Raw genomic sequence first — 17,124 nt, forward strand, 5'->3', positions numbered from 1 at the left:
ATCTCAGTGCACTCACGAACTCGCACGCTTGCCTACAAGACGCCTCCTGAAAGCCTGAGAGATTCGTCCCCACACCTGCAAAGACTTGCCCTCTTGCGCGTGCACACTCATCATCGGGGAAAAGACTGCTTCTACTTCAAGGACTTCCTCTTTGGCATCTCGTCACTCCTCCGGCCCCAACCCCCGCGACATGAAACAACAGTTGTTGGACAAAGCGCGTGCCCGTCGCACCCAAGCTACCGCCGCCATGGCGGGCGAGGCTGACAATGATGTGTTTGCCCCCAGGACACCGACACTGGAGATCAGCGACGACTTCGTGCGCTTCGATCGCCAACCGGGCTATCAGCAGCTCAGCATGATGCAGCAGGCCGGCGCCGCCTTTGGCGTGCCGGAACCCTTCTTTCGCGTGCATGAAGGCTGCGCCGGTGCCACGACGCGTATCGAGGGGCGTGAGCTGGTCAACTTCGCCAGCTACAACTACCTCGACTACTCGCGCCATCCGGAAGTGGTCAAGGCCGCGTCTGACGCTGCCGCGCACTATGGCACCTCGGTATCGGCCTCACGCGCCGTCTCCGGCGAGCGACCGATCCACCAGCAGCTGGAAGCCGCCGTCGCGCGCACCTACGACGTCGAGGATGCGGTGGTCTTCGTCAGTGGCCACGCCACCAATGTCTCCACGCTGGGCTATCTGCTCGGCCCGAAGGACCTGATCCTGCATGACGAGTGGATCCACAACAGCTCGCTGGTCGGCGCCCAGCTGTCCGGCGCCCGCCGCATGCCGTTCGCGCACAATGACCCGGACGCGCTGGAAGCGCTGTTGCGTGCCCAGCGGGGCAAGTTCGAGCGCGTGCTGATCGTCACCGAAGGCCTCTACAGCATGGACGGCGACGTGCCGGACCTGCCGCGCCTGATCGCCCTCAAGCAGAAGTACCGCTGCTGGCTGATGGTCGACGAAGCGCACTCCTTCGGCGTGCTCGGCGAGCGCGGTCTCGGCCTGAGGGAGCATTACGACATCGCTGCGCGTGACGTCGATATCTGGATGGGCACGATGAGCAAGACGCTATCCGGCTGCGGCGGCTATATCGCCGGCTGCAAGGAATTGGTCAGCATGCTGCGCTACTTCGCGCCGGGCTTCCTCTACTCGGTGGGCATGCCAGCACAGGTCGCCGCCCCATCGCTGAAGATTCTCGAACTGCTCCAGGGCGATGATGCCAGGCAGCGCATCGCCCGGCTGCACGCCGTCTCCGGCTACTTCCTCAAGCGCGCCCGCGCCTTGGGACTCGATGTCGGCGACAGCCTGGGCGTTGCCGTCGTGCCGGTGATTCTGGGCAGCTCGCTGGTGGCCGCTCGCCTCTCCAACCAGCTATTCGAGGCAGGCTTCAACGTCCAGCCCATCCTGCACCCCGCCGTGCCGGAGAAGAGCGCGCGGCTGCGCTTCTTCCTCTCCTGCGAGCACACCGAAGCGCAGGTCGACGCCGTCCTCGACACGCTCATGCAGCAACTGAGCAATATCAAGGCGGGTCTTTGACCAGACTCATGAGCCAGAGGTGTGAACCAGAGTGACAAGTCAGCGCAGGAAGTCAGAATCGTGAGCCAAGGCTGATCGGGATTTCGCAGCCTTCGCTGCTGACATCCCACAACGAAAAACGCGGCCCTGCTTTTCAGCGGGGCCGCGTTTTTATCACGACAAGAATCAGTGGCGGAGCCAGATGTCAGTGGCTCAAGACTGCTCTGCCATCAGTTCGCTCAGCACCTGCTCGAACACTTCCTTGGGCTGAGCACCGCTCAGGGCACTGCGGCGGTTGAAGACGAAGGTCGGCACGCTGGAGATCCCCATCTGCTTCCAGTAGTTCTCATGCTGGACGACCTGCTCACGTGCCTCGGCGTCATCGAGTTGCGCGAGACTTTCCGTGGCATCCAGCCCGACCGCAGCCAGCGAGTCCGCCATCACGGCGCGGTCCGACATATCCTTCTGCAGTGCGAAGAAGTCCGCGAAGAACTGCATCATCAGGTCATGCTGCATGCCTTGCTCGGCGGCATACTCGAGCAGCACGTGCAGCTCGAAGGTATTGACCATGCGCATGTCGTCGAAGTAGTTGAAGACCAACCCTTCCTCCGCCGCCAGGTTGGCGAGGTTCTGGCGCGCCTCGACACTGCCCTTGGGCGTGGTGCCGTACTTGCGTTCAGAGTGCGCGCGCAGGTTCTCGCCATGGGCCGGCATGCCCGGGTTCAGCTCGAAGGGCTGCCATTCGATCTCGACCTTGTCTTCCAGACCCAGTGACTGAATGGCGCTCTCGAGGCGCTTGTAGCCAATGATGCACCACGGGCACACCACATCGGAGACGATGTCGATCTTGAGCTTGTCTTGCATATCCATTCTCCTGAGCGGCGAGGCAAGGCGCCTTACCGCTCGTCAATATTCGTGAGCGACTGCTCAAATTTGCGCATACTGTAGACCCCGTGCGTGCTCAGGTCAAAGCCTCTCCAGAGTGCCGAAGCGGCAGAGTGTCGAATCGCCAGAGCGCCAAGCGCTGAACGCTGTCGCCTCTTCAGGTCTGACATTCCATGCAAACATCCCGATCAGCCATACTTGGCTTGGGCTTTATCACAAGCGGCGGGCGGCGCTGCCTCAAGGCGACGCTCATGGGCGCGCAACGTGCCCCAGACGATCGCCAACCAGTAGGCGTAGATCATCACGCCGCTGGCCTGGGAGAACATCACCCAGGTCATGCCGAAATCGAGGAAGGTCAGCGGCAGCAGTACCCCGGCGACAGCCAGTGAGCGCAATGTCAGGTCGTCACAGTCCAGACGGCGATAGAAGAGGCGTAGCGGCACCAGATAGAGGGCCAGCAACGCAAGCAGCCCCAAGATCCCACGCTTGACCCACGCATCGAGAAACTCGTTATGGGGATGCGAATACTCCTGCACATGGCGACTCAGCTCGCCCTGCTCGATCATCGCATCACGCGCCTCGGTGTAGCCTGTCTCGCCTCTGCCTAGCCACGGCTGCTCGGCAATCATCAGCACGGCGCCCCGCCACATCTCGAGGCGCGCCCCCGCCGAGGTGCAGGCATTGCGGTCTTCCACGTACTTCGTGACATCCGAGACACCGGCTTCGACACGTTGCTGAACGCCGGTCGCCTGTGTCATCACCATCAAGGCGATCACCCCGGCACACATGAAGACGCCCAACCACAGCACACGCCGCGAGATCATCTCACCATAACTGCGATACAGCACCCAGGCGGCAAACGGGAAGCCGATCCAAGCGCCGCGCGTCCCCGACATCAAGGAGCCGATGATGCCGAACGCACCGCCAATCAGCAGCGCCAGCAACCAATAGCGCCGCCGAGCTCCCGCCTGACTCATTGCCCAGCCAAGGCCTGCCAGACACATCAGCCCCATCAACATGCAGATATCGCCGAAGTTGATGGTATTGGTGAAGCCCCCCCGCACGATGCACGCCCCACACCAGCTTCTGCCACATCGCCCAGCTGCCGGTCAGCACACTACCGAGGATCAGCCCGCTCCACATGGCCCCGTGCGATGGCGGGCACGACAACACCAGCAACAGCACGGGCACAGCCAACAACAAACGAATCGGCACGCCTGTCGTCTGCCACGCATCCCCCTGCAGCAAGATGCTCACCAGCAACAGGGCAGCGAGTCCTGCCACCACGCCAATCACTGCCAGGTCTTCCTTGTGGGCGGCCCCCAACAGCGCGCGCGGCTCTCGCAGCAAGCAATAGCCACTGATCAACACCAGCAACGCCGGTCCCAAGCTATAGCCAGAAGGCATCACCAGGCTGAGCAAGCCGAACAGGAAGACACTGCAGGAAACGGCGCGCGAGATCATAGGTGAAAAATACTGAGAAACACCGGATGAATCCGAGCGCGCAGCAGAAGCGAATGACGGCATACCTGGCCTTCCTGATTCAAAGATGACGATGTGAACGGTGATACGGGCAACTCAATCGAATACGGGAAAGCGCCATCGTGAGCTTGATGAGCGGGATAGCCTGACACAACTGCTCTCCTCCTTGGCATCAGGCGCGCAGCATGAAAGTCACCACCTGCTCCCTCTATCCCGTTCCCTGTGAGCCCATATGAAAACGCCGCATCACGAGGATGCGGCGTTTGAGTTTTGATCAAGAAACAGAACTCTGGATCAATCGTTGCCGAACAGATCGCGGGTGTAGACCTTGTCGACCACATCAGCGAGCTCTTCCGCCATGCGATTGCTCAGGATGACATCTGCTTCCTGCTTGAATGCCTCAAGATCACGCATGACGCGTGAACCGAAGAAGGTGTCTTCTTCCAGCACCGGCTCGTATACCACCACTTCCACGCCCTTGGCCTTGATGCGCTTCATCACACCCTGCATGGCACTGGCGCGGAAGTTGTCAGAACCGGACTTCATCACCAGGCGATATACCCCCACCACCTGCGGGTCGCGCTTGAGCACGGATTCCGCGATGAAATCCTTGCGCGTGGTGTTGGCATCGACGATGGCCTGGATCATGTTGTTGGGCACTTCCTGATAATTGGCCAACAACTGCTTGGTATCCTTCGGCAGACAGTAGCCCCCATACCCGAATGACGGGTTGTGGTAGTGCTGCCCGATGCGCGGGTCCAGCCCCACACCTTCGATGATCTGCTTGGCATCCAGGCCATGTGACTCGGCGTAGGTATCCAGCTCATTGAAGTAGGCAACGCGCATCGCCAGGTAGGTATTGGCGAACAGCTTGATGGCTTCCGCCTCGGTGCTGTCGGTGAAGAGCACATCAACACCCTGCTTGATCGCGCCTTCCTTGAGCAAACCAGCGAACACCTCGGCACGCTCGGAGCGCTCACCGACGATGATGCGAGACGGATGCAGGTTGTCGTACAGCGCCTTGCCTTCGCGCAGGAATTCCGGCGAGAACATCAGATTCTGTGTCTGGAAACGCTCACGCGCCTCAGCCGTATAGCCCACAGGTACTGTGGATTTGATCACCATCACCGCGTCAGGATTGATGTCGCGCACATCCTGAATCACCGCTTCAACACTCCTGGTATTGAAATAGTTGGTGGTCGCATCGTAATCCGTCGGCGTGGCGATAATCACGAAATCGGCATCGCGGTAGGCCACTTCCTTGTCGAGGGTAGCGCGGAAATTCAGATCTCCACGTGCCAGAAACTCATGGATCTCGTTATCGACGATAGGCGAGATACCACGGTTCAGGCCTTCCACCTTCTCCGGCACGATATCCAACGCGACGACTTCATGATGCTGAGAAAGCAGCATGGCGTTGGAAAGACCGACATAGCCGGTGCCTGCGATGGCAATTTTCATTTCAAATATTTCCTGTGTTTACCGTAACGAAAAGCTAAAAATACTGAAGACATCAGACTGCTGGCAGGCGCTGAAGTTCCTTGAGGGAAAGCCAAGTTGAATCACCGCCATCCTGCTTGAGCAATCTGATATCAACATCAGCACAGTCATGTACTGCCAAGAGCTATCAGTGAATCTCAACTGATATAACGATAGCCACTGAACAATACAAATGAAAACCTGACTATAAAGATGACATCTGGATTAGGTAACGAGCAGCGCAACCCTACTAGTTGGAAAAGTACTTGCGGTACCACTCCACAAAACGGCGAGCCCCTTCTTCTACCCCGACTTGCGGACGATAGCCAGTCGCGGCAAAGAAATCTTCAGTATCCGCCCAGGTCTGAGACACATCCCCTGGCTGCATATCCATATAGTTTTTCTTGGCCTCAATACCCGTGGCTTTCTCAACGGCACTGATGAAGTCCATCAGCTGAACCGGGCTACCATTACCGATATTGTAGAGAGCATAGGGTGCAGGACTTTCATCCGGAGCAAGGCCCTCCGCTGCCGATTTCTGACCAGCCTGCGGGACGACATCCTTGATGCGAATGATCCCCTCAACGATATCGTCAATGTAAGTGAAATCACGCGATAGATCGCCGTGGTTATACACATCGATGGACTTGCCTTCGAAAATGGCCTTGGTGAACTTGTACATAGCCATATCTGGGCGACCCCATGGGCCATATACGGTAAAGAAGCGTAGGCCAGTAGTCGGGATATCGTATAGATGTGAGTAAGTATGTGCCATCAATTCATTGGATTTCTTGCTCGCCGCATACAAGCTGACCGGGTGATCAACACCGTCCTTGGTAGAGAACGGAACCTTGGCATTCAATCCGTAAACAGAGCTGGAAGAGGCATAGACCAGATGCTCAATCCTGTGATGACGGCAGCCTTCCAGGATGTTCAAGAAACCCAGCATATTGGCATCCGCATAGGCATGCGGGTTTTCCAGCGAATAGCGTACCCCTGCTTGAGCGGCCAAATGAATGACATGAGAAATCTCGTTGTCAGCAAAGACTTTCTCTACTGCATCACGATCTGCAAGATCAAGCTTCAGAAACGTAAATTCAGAAGACTGCTGAATGCGCTCGAGGCGAGCCTCTTTCAGCGAGACATCGTAGTAATCATTGAGAGAATCAATACCAATGACATTTTTTCCTGCTTCCAGCAGTCGCTTGCTGACTTCTGCACCAATGAAGCCTGCAGCTCCAGTAACCAATACTGACATTATTATTTACTCTTCTTGGCAAGTATTTCTTCAGCAACATCAAGATAACGCTGAATCACGTATTGTTCGTCAAATTTCTCTTCAGCCAACTTCCTGGAGTTGGCCTGCATCTCTGCCAGCTTTTCATCTGAAAGATTGATGACCTTTTCCATGGCTTCTTTCAGAGCTTCTGTATCACGGGGAGGCACGAGGAAACCATTGACACCTTCGATGACAACATCACGACAACCAGGGGTGTCAGTAGTAATAATAACTTTTCCGGCAGCGGCAGCCTCTAATAGGCTACGTGGAGTTCCTTCTGGATAGTATGAGGGAAGAACTACGCAATCAACACTTTTTAAAAGGTTTGGCATATTTTTTACATGACCAAGAAAAGCTGCTCTGTCGATTGCAGTAAATTCAGCGATAATTTTTTTACATATAGAACGTTGTGAATTATCCTCAACTCCGGCTAACCTAAAGTAGCTTGAAGAATGATGTGGAGCTAATAGCTTAGATGATTCAACAAACTCTGCAATTCCTTTAGGATATATTAGTCTTGCAGCCATTAAAAAAGTAATACCGCTAGCTTTATAAGTTGGACAGAATTTTTTCAAATCTACGCCCGAACCAGGTAAAACTTCAGAGCAACACGGATCTGAATATCCTGAGTCAATATAACATTGATAATCTTCTTTATTCTGAAAGAAAACATGATTAGCTCGCTTATAAAAAAAACCAATAAGCTTACTGTATATTTTCCCAAGGACACCACCAAGCTGTGAAGCTTGGCCAACTCCAGAGACATTCGGTATACAAGGTATGCGTAATACCCAGCAACTAATCAAAGAATAAAGATTGGTTTTAGGATTAAACGAATATACGACGGCGGGCCGCTTTATGATTAATATAAAAAAAATAGATACTAATGAGCAAATCTCTTTAATAGCGTTTTTACTAGTGGGGTTTAAATATACATTAATAACTTGCGCGGACTCTGAGTAACTAGGAATCCCATTATCATCCTTAGGTGCTAAACAACTTACAGAAAATTTATCTGAAAAAGTTTTGATAGTAGAACTTCTGAAATTCTCTAAATACCAAGCACTATTACCTATAAAAAACACACGAGTCAACTTTGACATTAACTTTAACCTTTCGAGATATTTATAATTATATTATTCCATAGACTGGTAATATGACTCGTGCTGCAGTTAAATTTTATATATTGCTGCGCCAAAGAACCCATAGACTTCCTGGCATTGTCGTCCAAAGAATAGAGTTTTAACATAGAGTCTGCTATATGTTTATAGCTAAACCCATTCGAAACATAACCATTAGCACCATCCTGAATCATCTCTGGCGTAGCCCCAGCAGGAGTAACTACAGAGGGTAGACCGAAGTACATTGCCTCCATTAACGCATTAGGCATACCTTCTCTTAAAGATGGTAAAATAAAAGCGTCAGATTTTTCGAAAGTAGTTCTAACATCATAAGAGTGTCCTAAGAACACCAACTTATCTTCTAAGTTTAATTTAGCTGACAATTTTTTTAATTTATCTTCTTCTGGACCACTACCCAAGATATACAATTTCGTATTAGCTGTACCAGAATTACAAAATTCCTTAAAGGCATATAACAATTGTTCGAGATTTTTTTGTGGCGCTAATCTACCCACATAGCACCAATCAAAACTAGATTTGTCCTGCTTATGAGTTAATGCACAACCCAAATTATCTGGAAAAAAATAATTAGGAATAACATCAACAGACTTATTCAAACATTTCAAGCACAAACGTTCTTCAGCTTTTTGGGAATTAGATAATGTTTTGGTGTCAAGTAATGAGGTCAACCGAATAATGACATCTCTCCAATAACCACCATAACTTGTATTTCTATAAGATGTTATTACAGGTATCCGTAGAACTGTCCCAAGTATTCTTCCGATCAAGGTAGCATGATATAAAAAGCAGACAATTAAATCCGACTTATTTTTACGAAAGTACGAATACGTCTTTATTATTCCGGACAATGAAGAAGTAGAAGAAAGATTAACGACTTGAACTTCGGATGACAATAAACTCTCATATGCTTGTCCATTTTTAAGAGTTACTATTTTGACGTTATGTCCTAATTCAGCTAAATTATTAGCCACATAAATGAGCTGCCTTTCGGCCCCACCAGTGTGCATTACACCAATAAAGAAACTAATCTTCATATATAACCCTTTCCAGTTAGATGCTAGAGGATTTGTCTTATGTTATCACAAGGATATGATTATAAATAAAAATTATAGACATCATAGAGCAAATTATCTGGTTTATAGTGCAATAAAAAGTTTTTATATTCTATCAACATCAATATAGCCATATTAAATAAACTTAGCTTTCTATTGAAGTGGTCCCCGTAATGCGGACCAGGCGCTAAGCTCTGATCAGACCGACCAGGAGAGCTTGATCATGAGCAGGAAACGTCGACAGTACAGCGGTGAGTTCAAAGCCAAGGTAGCCCTCGCCGCCCTCAAGGGAGAACAGTCCACGTCGGAGATCGCGGCCCACTTCGAGATCCACCCCACCATGGTGAGTCAGTGGAAACGCGAACTGCTGGACAACGCCACCGGCGTCTTCGAGAGCAAGAGTTCCGGAAAAACCGCCCAGAAGACCCAGGAGGAGATCGATACACTCTACCGCGAGATCGGCAAGCTGACGGTGGAACGGGATTTTTTGTCACGCGGGCTCGGTCGTTGAGCCGGGCCCAGCGCGTGGCACTTGGTCGAGCCGCAGGCGCCCGACATCAGCCTCCGGCGTCAGTGCCAGCTACTCGGTATCAGTCGCTTCTCGATGTACTATCAGCGCAAGGCGCTACGGGCCTATGGATTCTGAGCTAATGCGTTCGATCGACGCGGAACATCTGCGCACACCGGTCTATGGCTCACGACGGATGTCAGCCTACCTCAATCGCCTGGGACACGGCAGTGAGCCGCAAGCGCGTTCAGCGACTGATGCGCGGGATGGGGCTGACAGGCTATTTATCCGAAGCCATGCACCAGTCGGCCAGGCACGGACATCGGATCTATCCTTACTTGCTGCGAGGGCGAGTCATCGACCGTCCCAATCAGGTATGGGCGACTGATATCACCTATATTCCTTTGGCGCGGGTTCATGTACCTGGTGGCCATCATGGACTGGCACAGCCGTCGCGTGTTGGCCTGGCGGGTCTCCAACACCCTGGATACAGACTTCTGTATCGATGCTTTGGAGGAAGCCCTGGCGTGCTATGGAAAGCCCGAGATATTCAATACAGATCAAGGCTGTCAGTTCACCAGCCAGTCGTTCACCGAAGTTCTGGAAGCCCATGATGTCCGGATCAGCATGGACGGCAAGGGACGCTATCAGGACAACATATTCGTGGAACGACTCTGGCGCAGTGTGAAGTATGAGTGCGTTTACCTGAAGGCTTTCGAGAGCGGCGCCCACTTGCGAAGGGATCTGAAGCGTTACTTCGCTTGGTACAACACGGAGCGGCCCCACCAAGGGCTAGACGATGCTACACCTGATGAAGTGTACTTCTCTCAACCACTGACCCAGGCGGCCTGACGCCGATGATGACCTGATCCGAGCTTAGACGACCCGTCAGGTGGTCCAATGGATGGGGTCCACTTCAGTATTGCTCAATTTATAATAGCCTAGAGATTAAGACCAATAATCTATACCTCTACCCCACCCAAAGCCTGGCTCACCTAATCTGTCTGTCCACTGAATAAAGAAGAGAACAGCTATCATGCTTATAAAAATTAAAAACCTACTATTCCTTAGCTTTAATCCAGAGAGCAGGACTATCAGTATTGCACTTTCAAATATCCTAGCTGATACAGGAAATAGCAAATAGGTTGAAGTATAAAATACTAGTATATATGTGGCTAAACTATTATTTTTATATATTCACTCCCTTGGGATAAGAAAATCAATAGACACATAGACCAAAATACAAGTCCTAATCCACTGGCATGAGTCATTTGTAATTCATAACGCTCACCTTGTCTAGCTCCTAATTTGCTAGCTAGCCATAAGCTTAAGATAGATAGCGAGACTGATATTATGAAAAACAAAATAACTTTTATCCCGTACGAAGCTCTGAAGTAGCGAAATGCTTCAGTTATGTATATAAAGAATACTATGAAAAAAAAGGAGGAGGTACAAATGGTGTAATTAGAATTAGATAGATAGACTTGTCTTTGTTAAAGCAAAAATAGAAATCCAAGAAAAGTGCTATAGCTAAACCTTGTCTAAGGTGAACTATGTTATTTTTTACAACTTGAGGCATTAGCAAAATACAATTAACAAGATAAAGTATTTTTTTTTCTGTTATCAAAACCACATATGAACTTAAAAAAGCAGAGAAAAATATGATGACTCTAAGGGTGTACCCCTGGTTTAAAAAGATGATAAAGATACATTAACTAGCAACCATATTGGTTCGTTTGTTAATAAGCTTAAGAAACCATTTGAGCATATAACCAAGAAGAATATATTATAAGAATTCTCAGCATAAAAAGATAATTCACCCTATCGTAAACGCATCTATAGGTAGACAGAAAAAATAAAAGCATACAATAAAGCAAATAATAAACTGGCTAATTTCCAAATATAATGAGAACCAACATTCATTTAAGTTACTGCCTCAGATTTATAATTTGAAAAAATCAATATATTGCTTTGAGATGTACTCTACTTCATATTGCATAGATCTTGAAATTAATTTTTGCCTGTCAATAGGCAGCGTATATACTTCAATTATAGCCTGGCTAAGTTGTTGTGGATTTTGTATATCGACTAATGGGCCATAGTTACCGTTATCCAATATTTCCACCGGGCCGCCTGCACATTTAGTAGATACAACTGGACAACCTACAGCCATAGCTTCTACAAGAACATTACCAAAACCTTCATATATAGACGACAATACAAATATATCATGCTTGAATATTAGTGATAAAGGCTCTTTATTTTCCTCTACAAAAGTTACTTTTTCCTCAATTTTTAAATGTTTAGCATATTCTTTTAACTCTGATTCTTGTTGACCTTTTCCTAAAATTGTTAAATTTATATCATGGGTATCCAATCCACAATACTAATTGCCTTTAAAAGAGTCTTAAAATCTTTCTGCTCATGCAAACGACCAATAGCCACTACTTTTATTACACTATCGGATTTTTTTATTTTATTTTTTAAGTAATATTTATCAGCGTCTTCTTTGAAAAAGACAGGGTTAGAAATTATAGTGGAACTACTATTATTAATTCCAACCTTATGCAAAGACATCAAAGTGTCTTTTGAGTTAGCAATTAAGCCGGTACATCTTCCATATATAAATTTAGCTAAATTTAACAAAACCTTATCGAAAAAGTACGCTTTTCTTGGTACTAATACGTTAGCCTCTCTTACGAACAATTTAGTTCCGGTATGCTTACCACCTGCTAATAACCAAGCTAACTACTGCTATATTTATATGTATTAGAGTCGATATCATTACATCAGGCTTATTCTCTTTATATATATTTAGTATTTTGTAAACACTAAGCGAAGCCTTAGTGTTTAAAATTAATTACTTTAATCCCTTTTTTTATTAATTCATCTAAAAACATACCTTTTTTTGAAATAGAACTACTTCTACTTGATATTTATCTAATTTGGTAGCAGCTATAGCAAGATTTAGTATTACTCTTTGAGCTCCACCAGCTCTCATATTCGACACAATAAAAGTAATTTTCTTACTTTGACACATTTATTACACTCACTTTGATTGTTGTAGAAATACTACATATACTCAAATCAGTTTTCTGTGAAGCATTAGTTAAATTTTTACGTACTTTATTAATAACTTCTACTAAACATTCTTTAATATAGATAGGGAATAGTTTTTGGTAATACCTTAATTTTGGTTTAGCCAATATAGCTAATCTTGAAACACTAATATGGCTATTAACTTTTTTGATTTTCCAGAATATCGGATCATCAATATAAAGTGACTTAACAGCTTTTAGGAGAGTATTTCTATTATAAGTATTATGAGAATTCTTAGCTTTCTTAGACCCGTGGCGAGTATCTTCCTTGAGTAAACTTAATGGTGATCTAAGTGCGGCCAAATGAAAACCATGGTAAGGTCTAAAATTAGTTAGTTTCTCTCGTATATTCTCGTTAAATGATTCATCCAATATTTTATATAGAACCCTTTCATCCACACCTACTTTATCGAACTCATCAAATTCAGTTTCTAACTTAGCACTATCATAAAAATAACAGTGCGACTTTATTTTACTGAAGTATATATCTGTTTCAAAAAAATGGAGCCCAGTCAACCGATCCTCTTTTCTTACAGCATTACTAAAAGGTAAACCTGTTAACTTCATAGAATCGATATGCTGCTGCGATAAAGCGGGCTTTTCAGGTACTATAAAAAAGTCTATATCTCCTATATAGACGTAATCAAATCCCTGGAAGTAATTCTCATTTATAAACCATCTTAGTGCGGGCTTGGCATGAGGATATTTCGATTTTGAAAGCACTTCGGTTGATGTTGGAAGATCGTCTGAATTTAATTCGATAATTTTAAAATTATTAGATATTTCAGCTTCTATTATTTCTAATGCTTGAAGTACATTATGAGATAGAGGATCATCTACAAAAACATAACAACTATAGTTAGGATAAGACTTTAAAACAGAGTATATATAAAAAGGTATAAATACTTCATAGCTTCCAAACACATAGCATGCTACGCACACTGATCGTTTATCATTTGAAGATGCATACAGAGGGGTTGATTCTTGAAACATAGTAGATTCTCTATTTAGTTTATAACTTCTTAAGAAAAATAGCCTAAAAAAGACTAATATTCTTGAAAATTAAAATTTATTCACTAGCGTATTCTGTTGAAGTTAAGATCAGCAAGTGTATACAAATCACTATTGACAATGATATTTAATTAGCATTTTTTCCCCTTTCTATACCATACGTATAATAAAGGACATGCACCATAAGCAAAATATTCATTACACTACTTACTATGCAATATATCGCTATAGCAAGAACAGCATCCTCAAATAAGTATATCCCAATAAACAGAGCTACTAATGTAGAAGCTAGATAAAAAACACGATACATTAAATATACTTTTTGTAACTTTAATGGCGCTATCGCTCTTGTGCAAGCTGCTGCACTAAAAGCAGTGAATAACCAGAGGCTAATCCACTGTGCGTATAAGCCAGAATCAGCCCATTCAATACCAAAGACAAAAGTAAATATTTCAGGCCCAGCTATCATTACAATTGTATATGGTAACAAGGATAACAAGCTTAGAGCTATAGTGAACTTAACTAAAAAATCAAACGGATTATCTAGTTTTTTTACCTTATCGGTAAACTTAGGGAAAAATACATCTCCAACTGCTTTAGTTAGCAAAAACCCAGGCACCGCTAAGACCGTTTTAGCCATTACATAATAACCTGCTGCAGCACTACTCAAGAAGCTAGCAAGTATTATGACAGGTAGATTTCTAACCATAGCACTTAAGAAAGATTCGGGCATTCTATAAATCGGAAAATCAGAATATTTTTTAGCTAGATCTAAAATTATAGGCTTTATCTGAGATGTTGGTCTTAAAAAAAATATCAAATTATTTTCATTAACAGGCTTTACCTGCATAACTATCTTTGTTAATATTCCTAAAAATGTTGCTGATATTAAAACCCACACTGTTGGACTAAGTAACCCAAATCCTATTTTAGTACCATTAACGACTAAACTAGAAATAAAGTTAGAACCACTTATGTAACCAAAGAAGTTTTCTTTTATTAATATATTTTCAGAAATTTGATTAAGCGTAATAAAAAAAATAAATAATGGTACAAAATATAGCCATGTTTCAATTTGTATATTCCACGGTGTAAACTGATCGATTAATGTTACTAGGCCTAAGGCAATAATAATAATTAGAGAAATTATTGCTCCAGACATTACCGATATCCAAACCATACCAGCAGCTTCTCTTCTATTATTAGCTAGTACAATTGCTACCGGATATGAAAAACCTGCTATAGGTGTTAATATTGCCAATATTGATTGAAAACTACCTAACATACCAATATCAGAGGGAGTAAATAGTCTACTTATAATAGGAATAGCAAGCATTGAGATTAATTGCGCACCGGAAGCTCCTACTAACATAGCTAATATATTCTTCACTATTTTGCTTCTGAACAACCCATCCTTGATATATCCCATAAAGTCTGTTCCATAAGCAAATACAACGGAATAAAGGCACTAAACCGATTGATAAATCTCTATACGCCGGCGGTCTCAATGACCAAGTGCAACACGTGACCCATCAGGTACGGTGTTGCCATGAACCACTGCTATCGCCATCTTTCTGCTGAAGACCGAGCCGCCATCATGACGATGAGAGCGACTCACTCGATCCGAGCTATCGCCCATCATCTGGGCCGTGCACCGAGTACCGTGTCGCGAGAAATTGCTCGCCACTCCATCAATGGCTACGATGCCAGCCTCGCAGGCTACCGGGCCCGCCTGACACGCCATCGGCCCCGTCGGCGTCCCAAGCTGCACCCCGACAGGGAGTTGTTTGAAGTCGTGGTCCATCTGCTGCGCAAGTACTGGTCACCGCAACAGATAGCCCGCACACTGAAGCGCATGTCTCCCAACGATTCATGTCGACAGGTCTCGCATGAGGCCATCTACAACGCGCTCTATGTGATGCCCCGCGGCAGCCTCAAAAAGGAACTTATCGCCTGCCTGCGACAAGGCAACGGCAAACGCCGGCCACGAAATCGTGCCACGGATCGGCGCAACCAGATTCCCGGTCTGGTTAGCATCCACGCGCGACCGCCTGAGGTCGAAGATCGTTTGATGCCTGGCCACTGGGAAGGCGATCTCATCATCGGTGCCAACAATCGCTCTGCCGTCGGTACGCTGGTGGAACGCACCACGCGATTGGTGATTCTGGCGAAAGTGGATGGCACCACCGCAGCGGCCGTTGGCTTCAGCGACAAGCTAAACGAGGTGCCGCGATCGCTGCGCTTGTCCATGACCTACGATCAAGGCAGAGAGATGGTGAGACATGCCGAGATTACCCAGAAGACCGGCACGGCGATCTACTTCGCTGACCCGCATAGCCCTTGGCAGCGAGGTTCAAACGAGAACACCAACGGGCTGTTGCGGCAGTATTTGCCAAAGGGCACGGATCTCTCCGTCTACAGCCAAGAAGAGCTCGACGAGATCGCCGACTCACTGAACACACGGCCTCGCCAGACACTGGACTGGCGAACCCCACTGAAAGTCTACGCCGAGATGCTCAAGAAATCCGTCGGCGGTCCGAGCACCCTTCAATAGCGTTGCGCTTGGAACCCTGGATTCATAGAATAACCGCAGCACTTTGGACCGCACGGTAGAGGCAGGAGGGCCAGCGCCGGTACCCTTCTCGGCTCACCGACCAAAGTGAAGCAGAGTATGGAATACCGACAGCTGACCCAGACCCAACGATATCAGATCCACGCCCGTTATGACTTGGGCATGAGCCAGCGCCAGATCGGCAGGGAGCTGAACCTCCACAGCAGCACGATCAGCCGTGAAATTCGCCGTAACGCCACCGCTAATGGCTATGATCCCGAGCAGGCTCAGATACTCAGTGATCATCGGCGCCGCACTGCTAACAAGTGGACAAAGCGCCTTCCAGGCATGATGGCCGCCGTTGCCGATCGGCTACGTGAGGAGTGGAGCCCACAGCAAATCAGTGGCTTCATGGCGCCCTTGGCTGGCGTTAGTGTCAGTCATCAATGGATCTACTCCTTGATCTGGGACGACAAGGCACGGGGTGGTGACCTTTGGCGGCATCTCCGTCAGCCTAAACGCCGCAATAAGCACCGCACGCACGCCAAGAGCGCCGGGTTGGGCAAGATCCCCAATCGAGTCGGTATCGAGCACCGCCCAGATGAGATTGATGACCGGCGCTTCATCGGCCACTGGGAGGGCGATACCGTGATACAGGGGCACAAGCAATCAGGCCTTGTCACGCTGGTCGAGCGTCGCAGTGGCTATTTACTGGCGGCACGATTGCCCAAGATCTCGGCCGAGTTGACACAAGCAGCCATGATCCGCTTGTTGAAGCCGCGTCGGGGAGCGGTCCAGACGATCACACTGGACAATGGATCGGAATTCGCTGGCCACGAAGCGGTGGCCAAGGCCGTGACGGCGGCGATGTACTTCTGCGATCCCTACTGCTCTGGACAGCGTGGGACCAACGAGAATACGAATGGCCTGATACGGCAGTACTTCCCCAAAGGAACGGATTTTCGTCAGGTCAGCAATGCAGAGCTACGCAAGGTGGTCGAAAAGCTGAATGACCGTCCTCGAAAGCGACTCGGCTACCGGACACCGGCGCAGGTGTTTCTAGGGGAATACTCAGGAGGGCTGGATACTGCAGGTGCTGCGCTTATTGCTTGAATTCAGGAACTTGAGAC

At 47.7% G+C, this 17,124-nt stretch carries 13 protein-coding genes and 1 pseudogene; 4 read left to right on the forward strand and 10 right to left on the reverse strand.

The window, feature by feature from the left end; genetic code table 11:
* Positions 1-190 precede the first annotated feature (190 nt).
* A complete protein-coding gene (locus tag FLM52_10860) occupies positions 191-1,528 on the forward strand; it encodes an aminotransferase class I/II-fold pyridoxal phosphate-dependent enzyme (GenBank protein NVN56286.1) in 1,338 nt (445 codons plus the stop codon).
* A 192-nt stretch (positions 1,529-1,720) separates the two neighbouring features.
* Here FLM52_10860 and FLM52_10865 read toward each other — a convergent pair whose 3' ends face one another.
* From FLM52_10865 to FLM52_10890, 6 genes are all read right to left on the reverse strand, one after another.
* Entirely contained in the window at positions 1,721-2,371 is a 651-nt protein-coding gene (locus FLM52_10865; GenBank protein ID NVN56287.1) for a DsbA family oxidoreductase, read from the reverse strand.
* Between the two features lie 209 nt (positions 2,372-2,580).
* Positions 2,581-3,456, reverse strand: coding sequence for an O-antigen ligase family protein (locus tag FLM52_10870; protein NVN56288.1), 876 nt, complete (start codon positions 3,454-3,456; stop codon positions 2,581-2,583).
* A 712-nt stretch (positions 3,457-4,168) separates the two neighbouring features.
* The gene (locus FLM52_10875; protein ID NVN56289.1) at positions 4,169-5,335 is read right to left on the reverse strand and encodes a nucleotide sugar dehydrogenase; all 1,167 of its coding nucleotides are present in this window, start codon (positions 5,333-5,335) and stop codon (positions 4,169-4,171) included.
* A gap of 268 nt (positions 5,336-5,603) precedes the next feature.
* Complete coding sequence (locus FLM52_10880; GenBank protein ID NVN56290.1) at positions 5,604-6,611, reverse strand: NAD-dependent epimerase; 1,008 nt, start codon at positions 6,609-6,611, stop codon at positions 5,604-5,606.
* 2 nt (positions 6,612-6,613) lie between these two features.
* Positions 6,614-7,735, reverse strand: coding sequence for a glycosyltransferase family 4 protein (locus tag FLM52_10885; GenBank protein ID NVN56291.1), 1,122 nt, complete (start codon positions 7,733-7,735; stop codon positions 6,614-6,616).
* Positions 7,736-7,740: 5 nt separating this feature from the next.
* Entirely contained in the window at positions 7,741-8,808 is a 1,068-nt protein-coding gene (locus FLM52_10890) for a glycosyltransferase (protein ID NVN56292.1), read from the reverse strand.
* A gap of 241 nt (positions 8,809-9,049) precedes the next feature.
* Between FLM52_10890 and FLM52_10895 the strand changes: the two are divergent.
* Positions 9,050-10,186: pseudogene (locus FLM52_10895) on the forward strand (IS3 family transposase).
* A gap of 1,090 nt (positions 10,187-11,276) precedes the next feature.
* On the opposite strand, the gene FLM52_10900 reads toward FLM52_10895, so the two are convergent.
* The 4 genes from FLM52_10900 to FLM52_10915 form a co-directional block, all read right to left on the reverse strand.
* Positions 11,277-11,711: a glycosyltransferase gene (locus FLM52_10900; protein NVN56293.1), complete on the reverse strand. Its 435-nt coding sequence runs from the start codon at positions 11,709-11,711 to the stop codon at positions 11,277-11,279.
* Positions 11,693-12,040 (reverse strand): glycosyltransferase, encoded by a 348-nt coding sequence (locus tag FLM52_10905; protein NVN56294.1) that lies wholly within the window; start codon positions 12,038-12,040, stop codon positions 11,693-11,695. The genes FLM52_10900 and FLM52_10905 overlap by 19 nt, the downstream gene beginning before the upstream one ends.
* A 320-nt stretch (positions 12,041-12,360) precedes the next feature.
* On the reverse strand, positions 12,361-13,425 hold the full coding sequence (locus FLM52_10910; GenBank protein ID NVN56295.1) for a hypothetical protein: 1,065 nt from the start codon (positions 13,423-13,425) through the stop codon (positions 12,361-12,363).
* Between the two features lie 145 nt (positions 13,426-13,570).
* Positions 13,571-14,872 (reverse strand): oligosaccharide flippase family protein, encoded by a 1,302-nt coding sequence (locus tag FLM52_10915; GenBank protein ID NVN56296.1) that lies wholly within the window; start codon positions 14,870-14,872, stop codon positions 13,571-13,573.
* A gap of 120 nt (positions 14,873-14,992) precedes the next feature.
* Between FLM52_10915 and FLM52_10920 the strand changes: the two genes are divergently transcribed.
* Both FLM52_10920 and FLM52_10925 read left to right on the forward strand, forming a co-directional pair.
* The gene (locus FLM52_10920) at positions 14,993-15,997 is read left to right on the forward strand and encodes an IS30 family transposase (protein NVN56297.1); all 1,005 of its coding nucleotides are present in this window, start codon (positions 14,993-14,995) and stop codon (positions 15,995-15,997) included.
* Between the two features lie 117 nt (positions 15,998-16,114).
* Positions 16,115-17,107, forward strand: coding sequence for an IS30 family transposase (locus FLM52_10925; protein NVN56298.1), 993 nt, complete (start codon positions 16,115-16,117; stop codon positions 17,105-17,107).
* Positions 17,108-17,124 lie beyond the last annotated feature (17 nt).

Source organism: bacterium Scap17 (assembly GCA_013376735.1).
Classification (GTDB): Bacteria; Pseudomonadota; Gammaproteobacteria; order Pseudomonadales; family Halomonadaceae; genus Cobetia.

What these genes read in the sequence shown, in the direction of transcription:
- FLM52_10860 (NVN56286.1), top strand. Translation starts at nt 191, where the DNA reads ATGAAACAACAGTTGTTGGACAAAGCGCGTGCCCGTCGCACCCAAGCT.
- FLM52_10865 (NVN56287.1), bottom strand. Translation starts at nt 2,371, where the DNA reads ATGCAAGACAAGCTCAAGATCGACATCGTCTCCGATGTGGTGTGCCCG.
- FLM52_10875 (NVN56289.1), bottom strand. Translation starts at nt 5,335, where the DNA reads ATGAAAATTGCCATCGCAGGCACCGGCTATGTCGGTCTTTCCAACGCC.
- FLM52_10880 (NVN56290.1), bottom strand. Translation starts at nt 6,611, where the DNA reads ATGTCAGTATTGGTTACTGGAGCTGCAGGCTTCATTGGTGCAGAAGTC.
- FLM52_10885 (NVN56291.1), bottom strand. Translation starts at nt 7,735, where the DNA reads ATGTCAAAGTTGACTCGTGTGTTTTTTATAGGTAATAGTGCTTGGTAT.
- FLM52_10890 (NVN56292.1), bottom strand. Translation starts at nt 8,808, where the DNA reads ATGAAGATTAGTTTCTTTATTGGTGTAATGCACACTGGTGGGGCCGAA.
- FLM52_10910 (NVN56295.1), bottom strand. Translation starts at nt 13,425, where the DNA reads ATGTTTCAAGAATCAACCCCTCTGTATGCATCTTCAAATGATAAACGA.
- FLM52_10915 (NVN56296.1), bottom strand. Translation starts at nt 14,872, where the DNA reads ATGGGATATATCAAGGATGGGTTGTTCAGAAGCAAAATAGTGAAGAAT.
- FLM52_10920 (NVN56297.1), top strand. Translation starts at nt 14,993, where the DNA reads ATGAACCACTGCTATCGCCATCTTTCTGCTGAAGACCGAGCCGCCATC.
- FLM52_10925 (NVN56298.1), top strand. Translation starts at nt 16,115, where the DNA reads ATGGAATACCGACAGCTGACCCAGACCCAACGATATCAGATCCACGCC.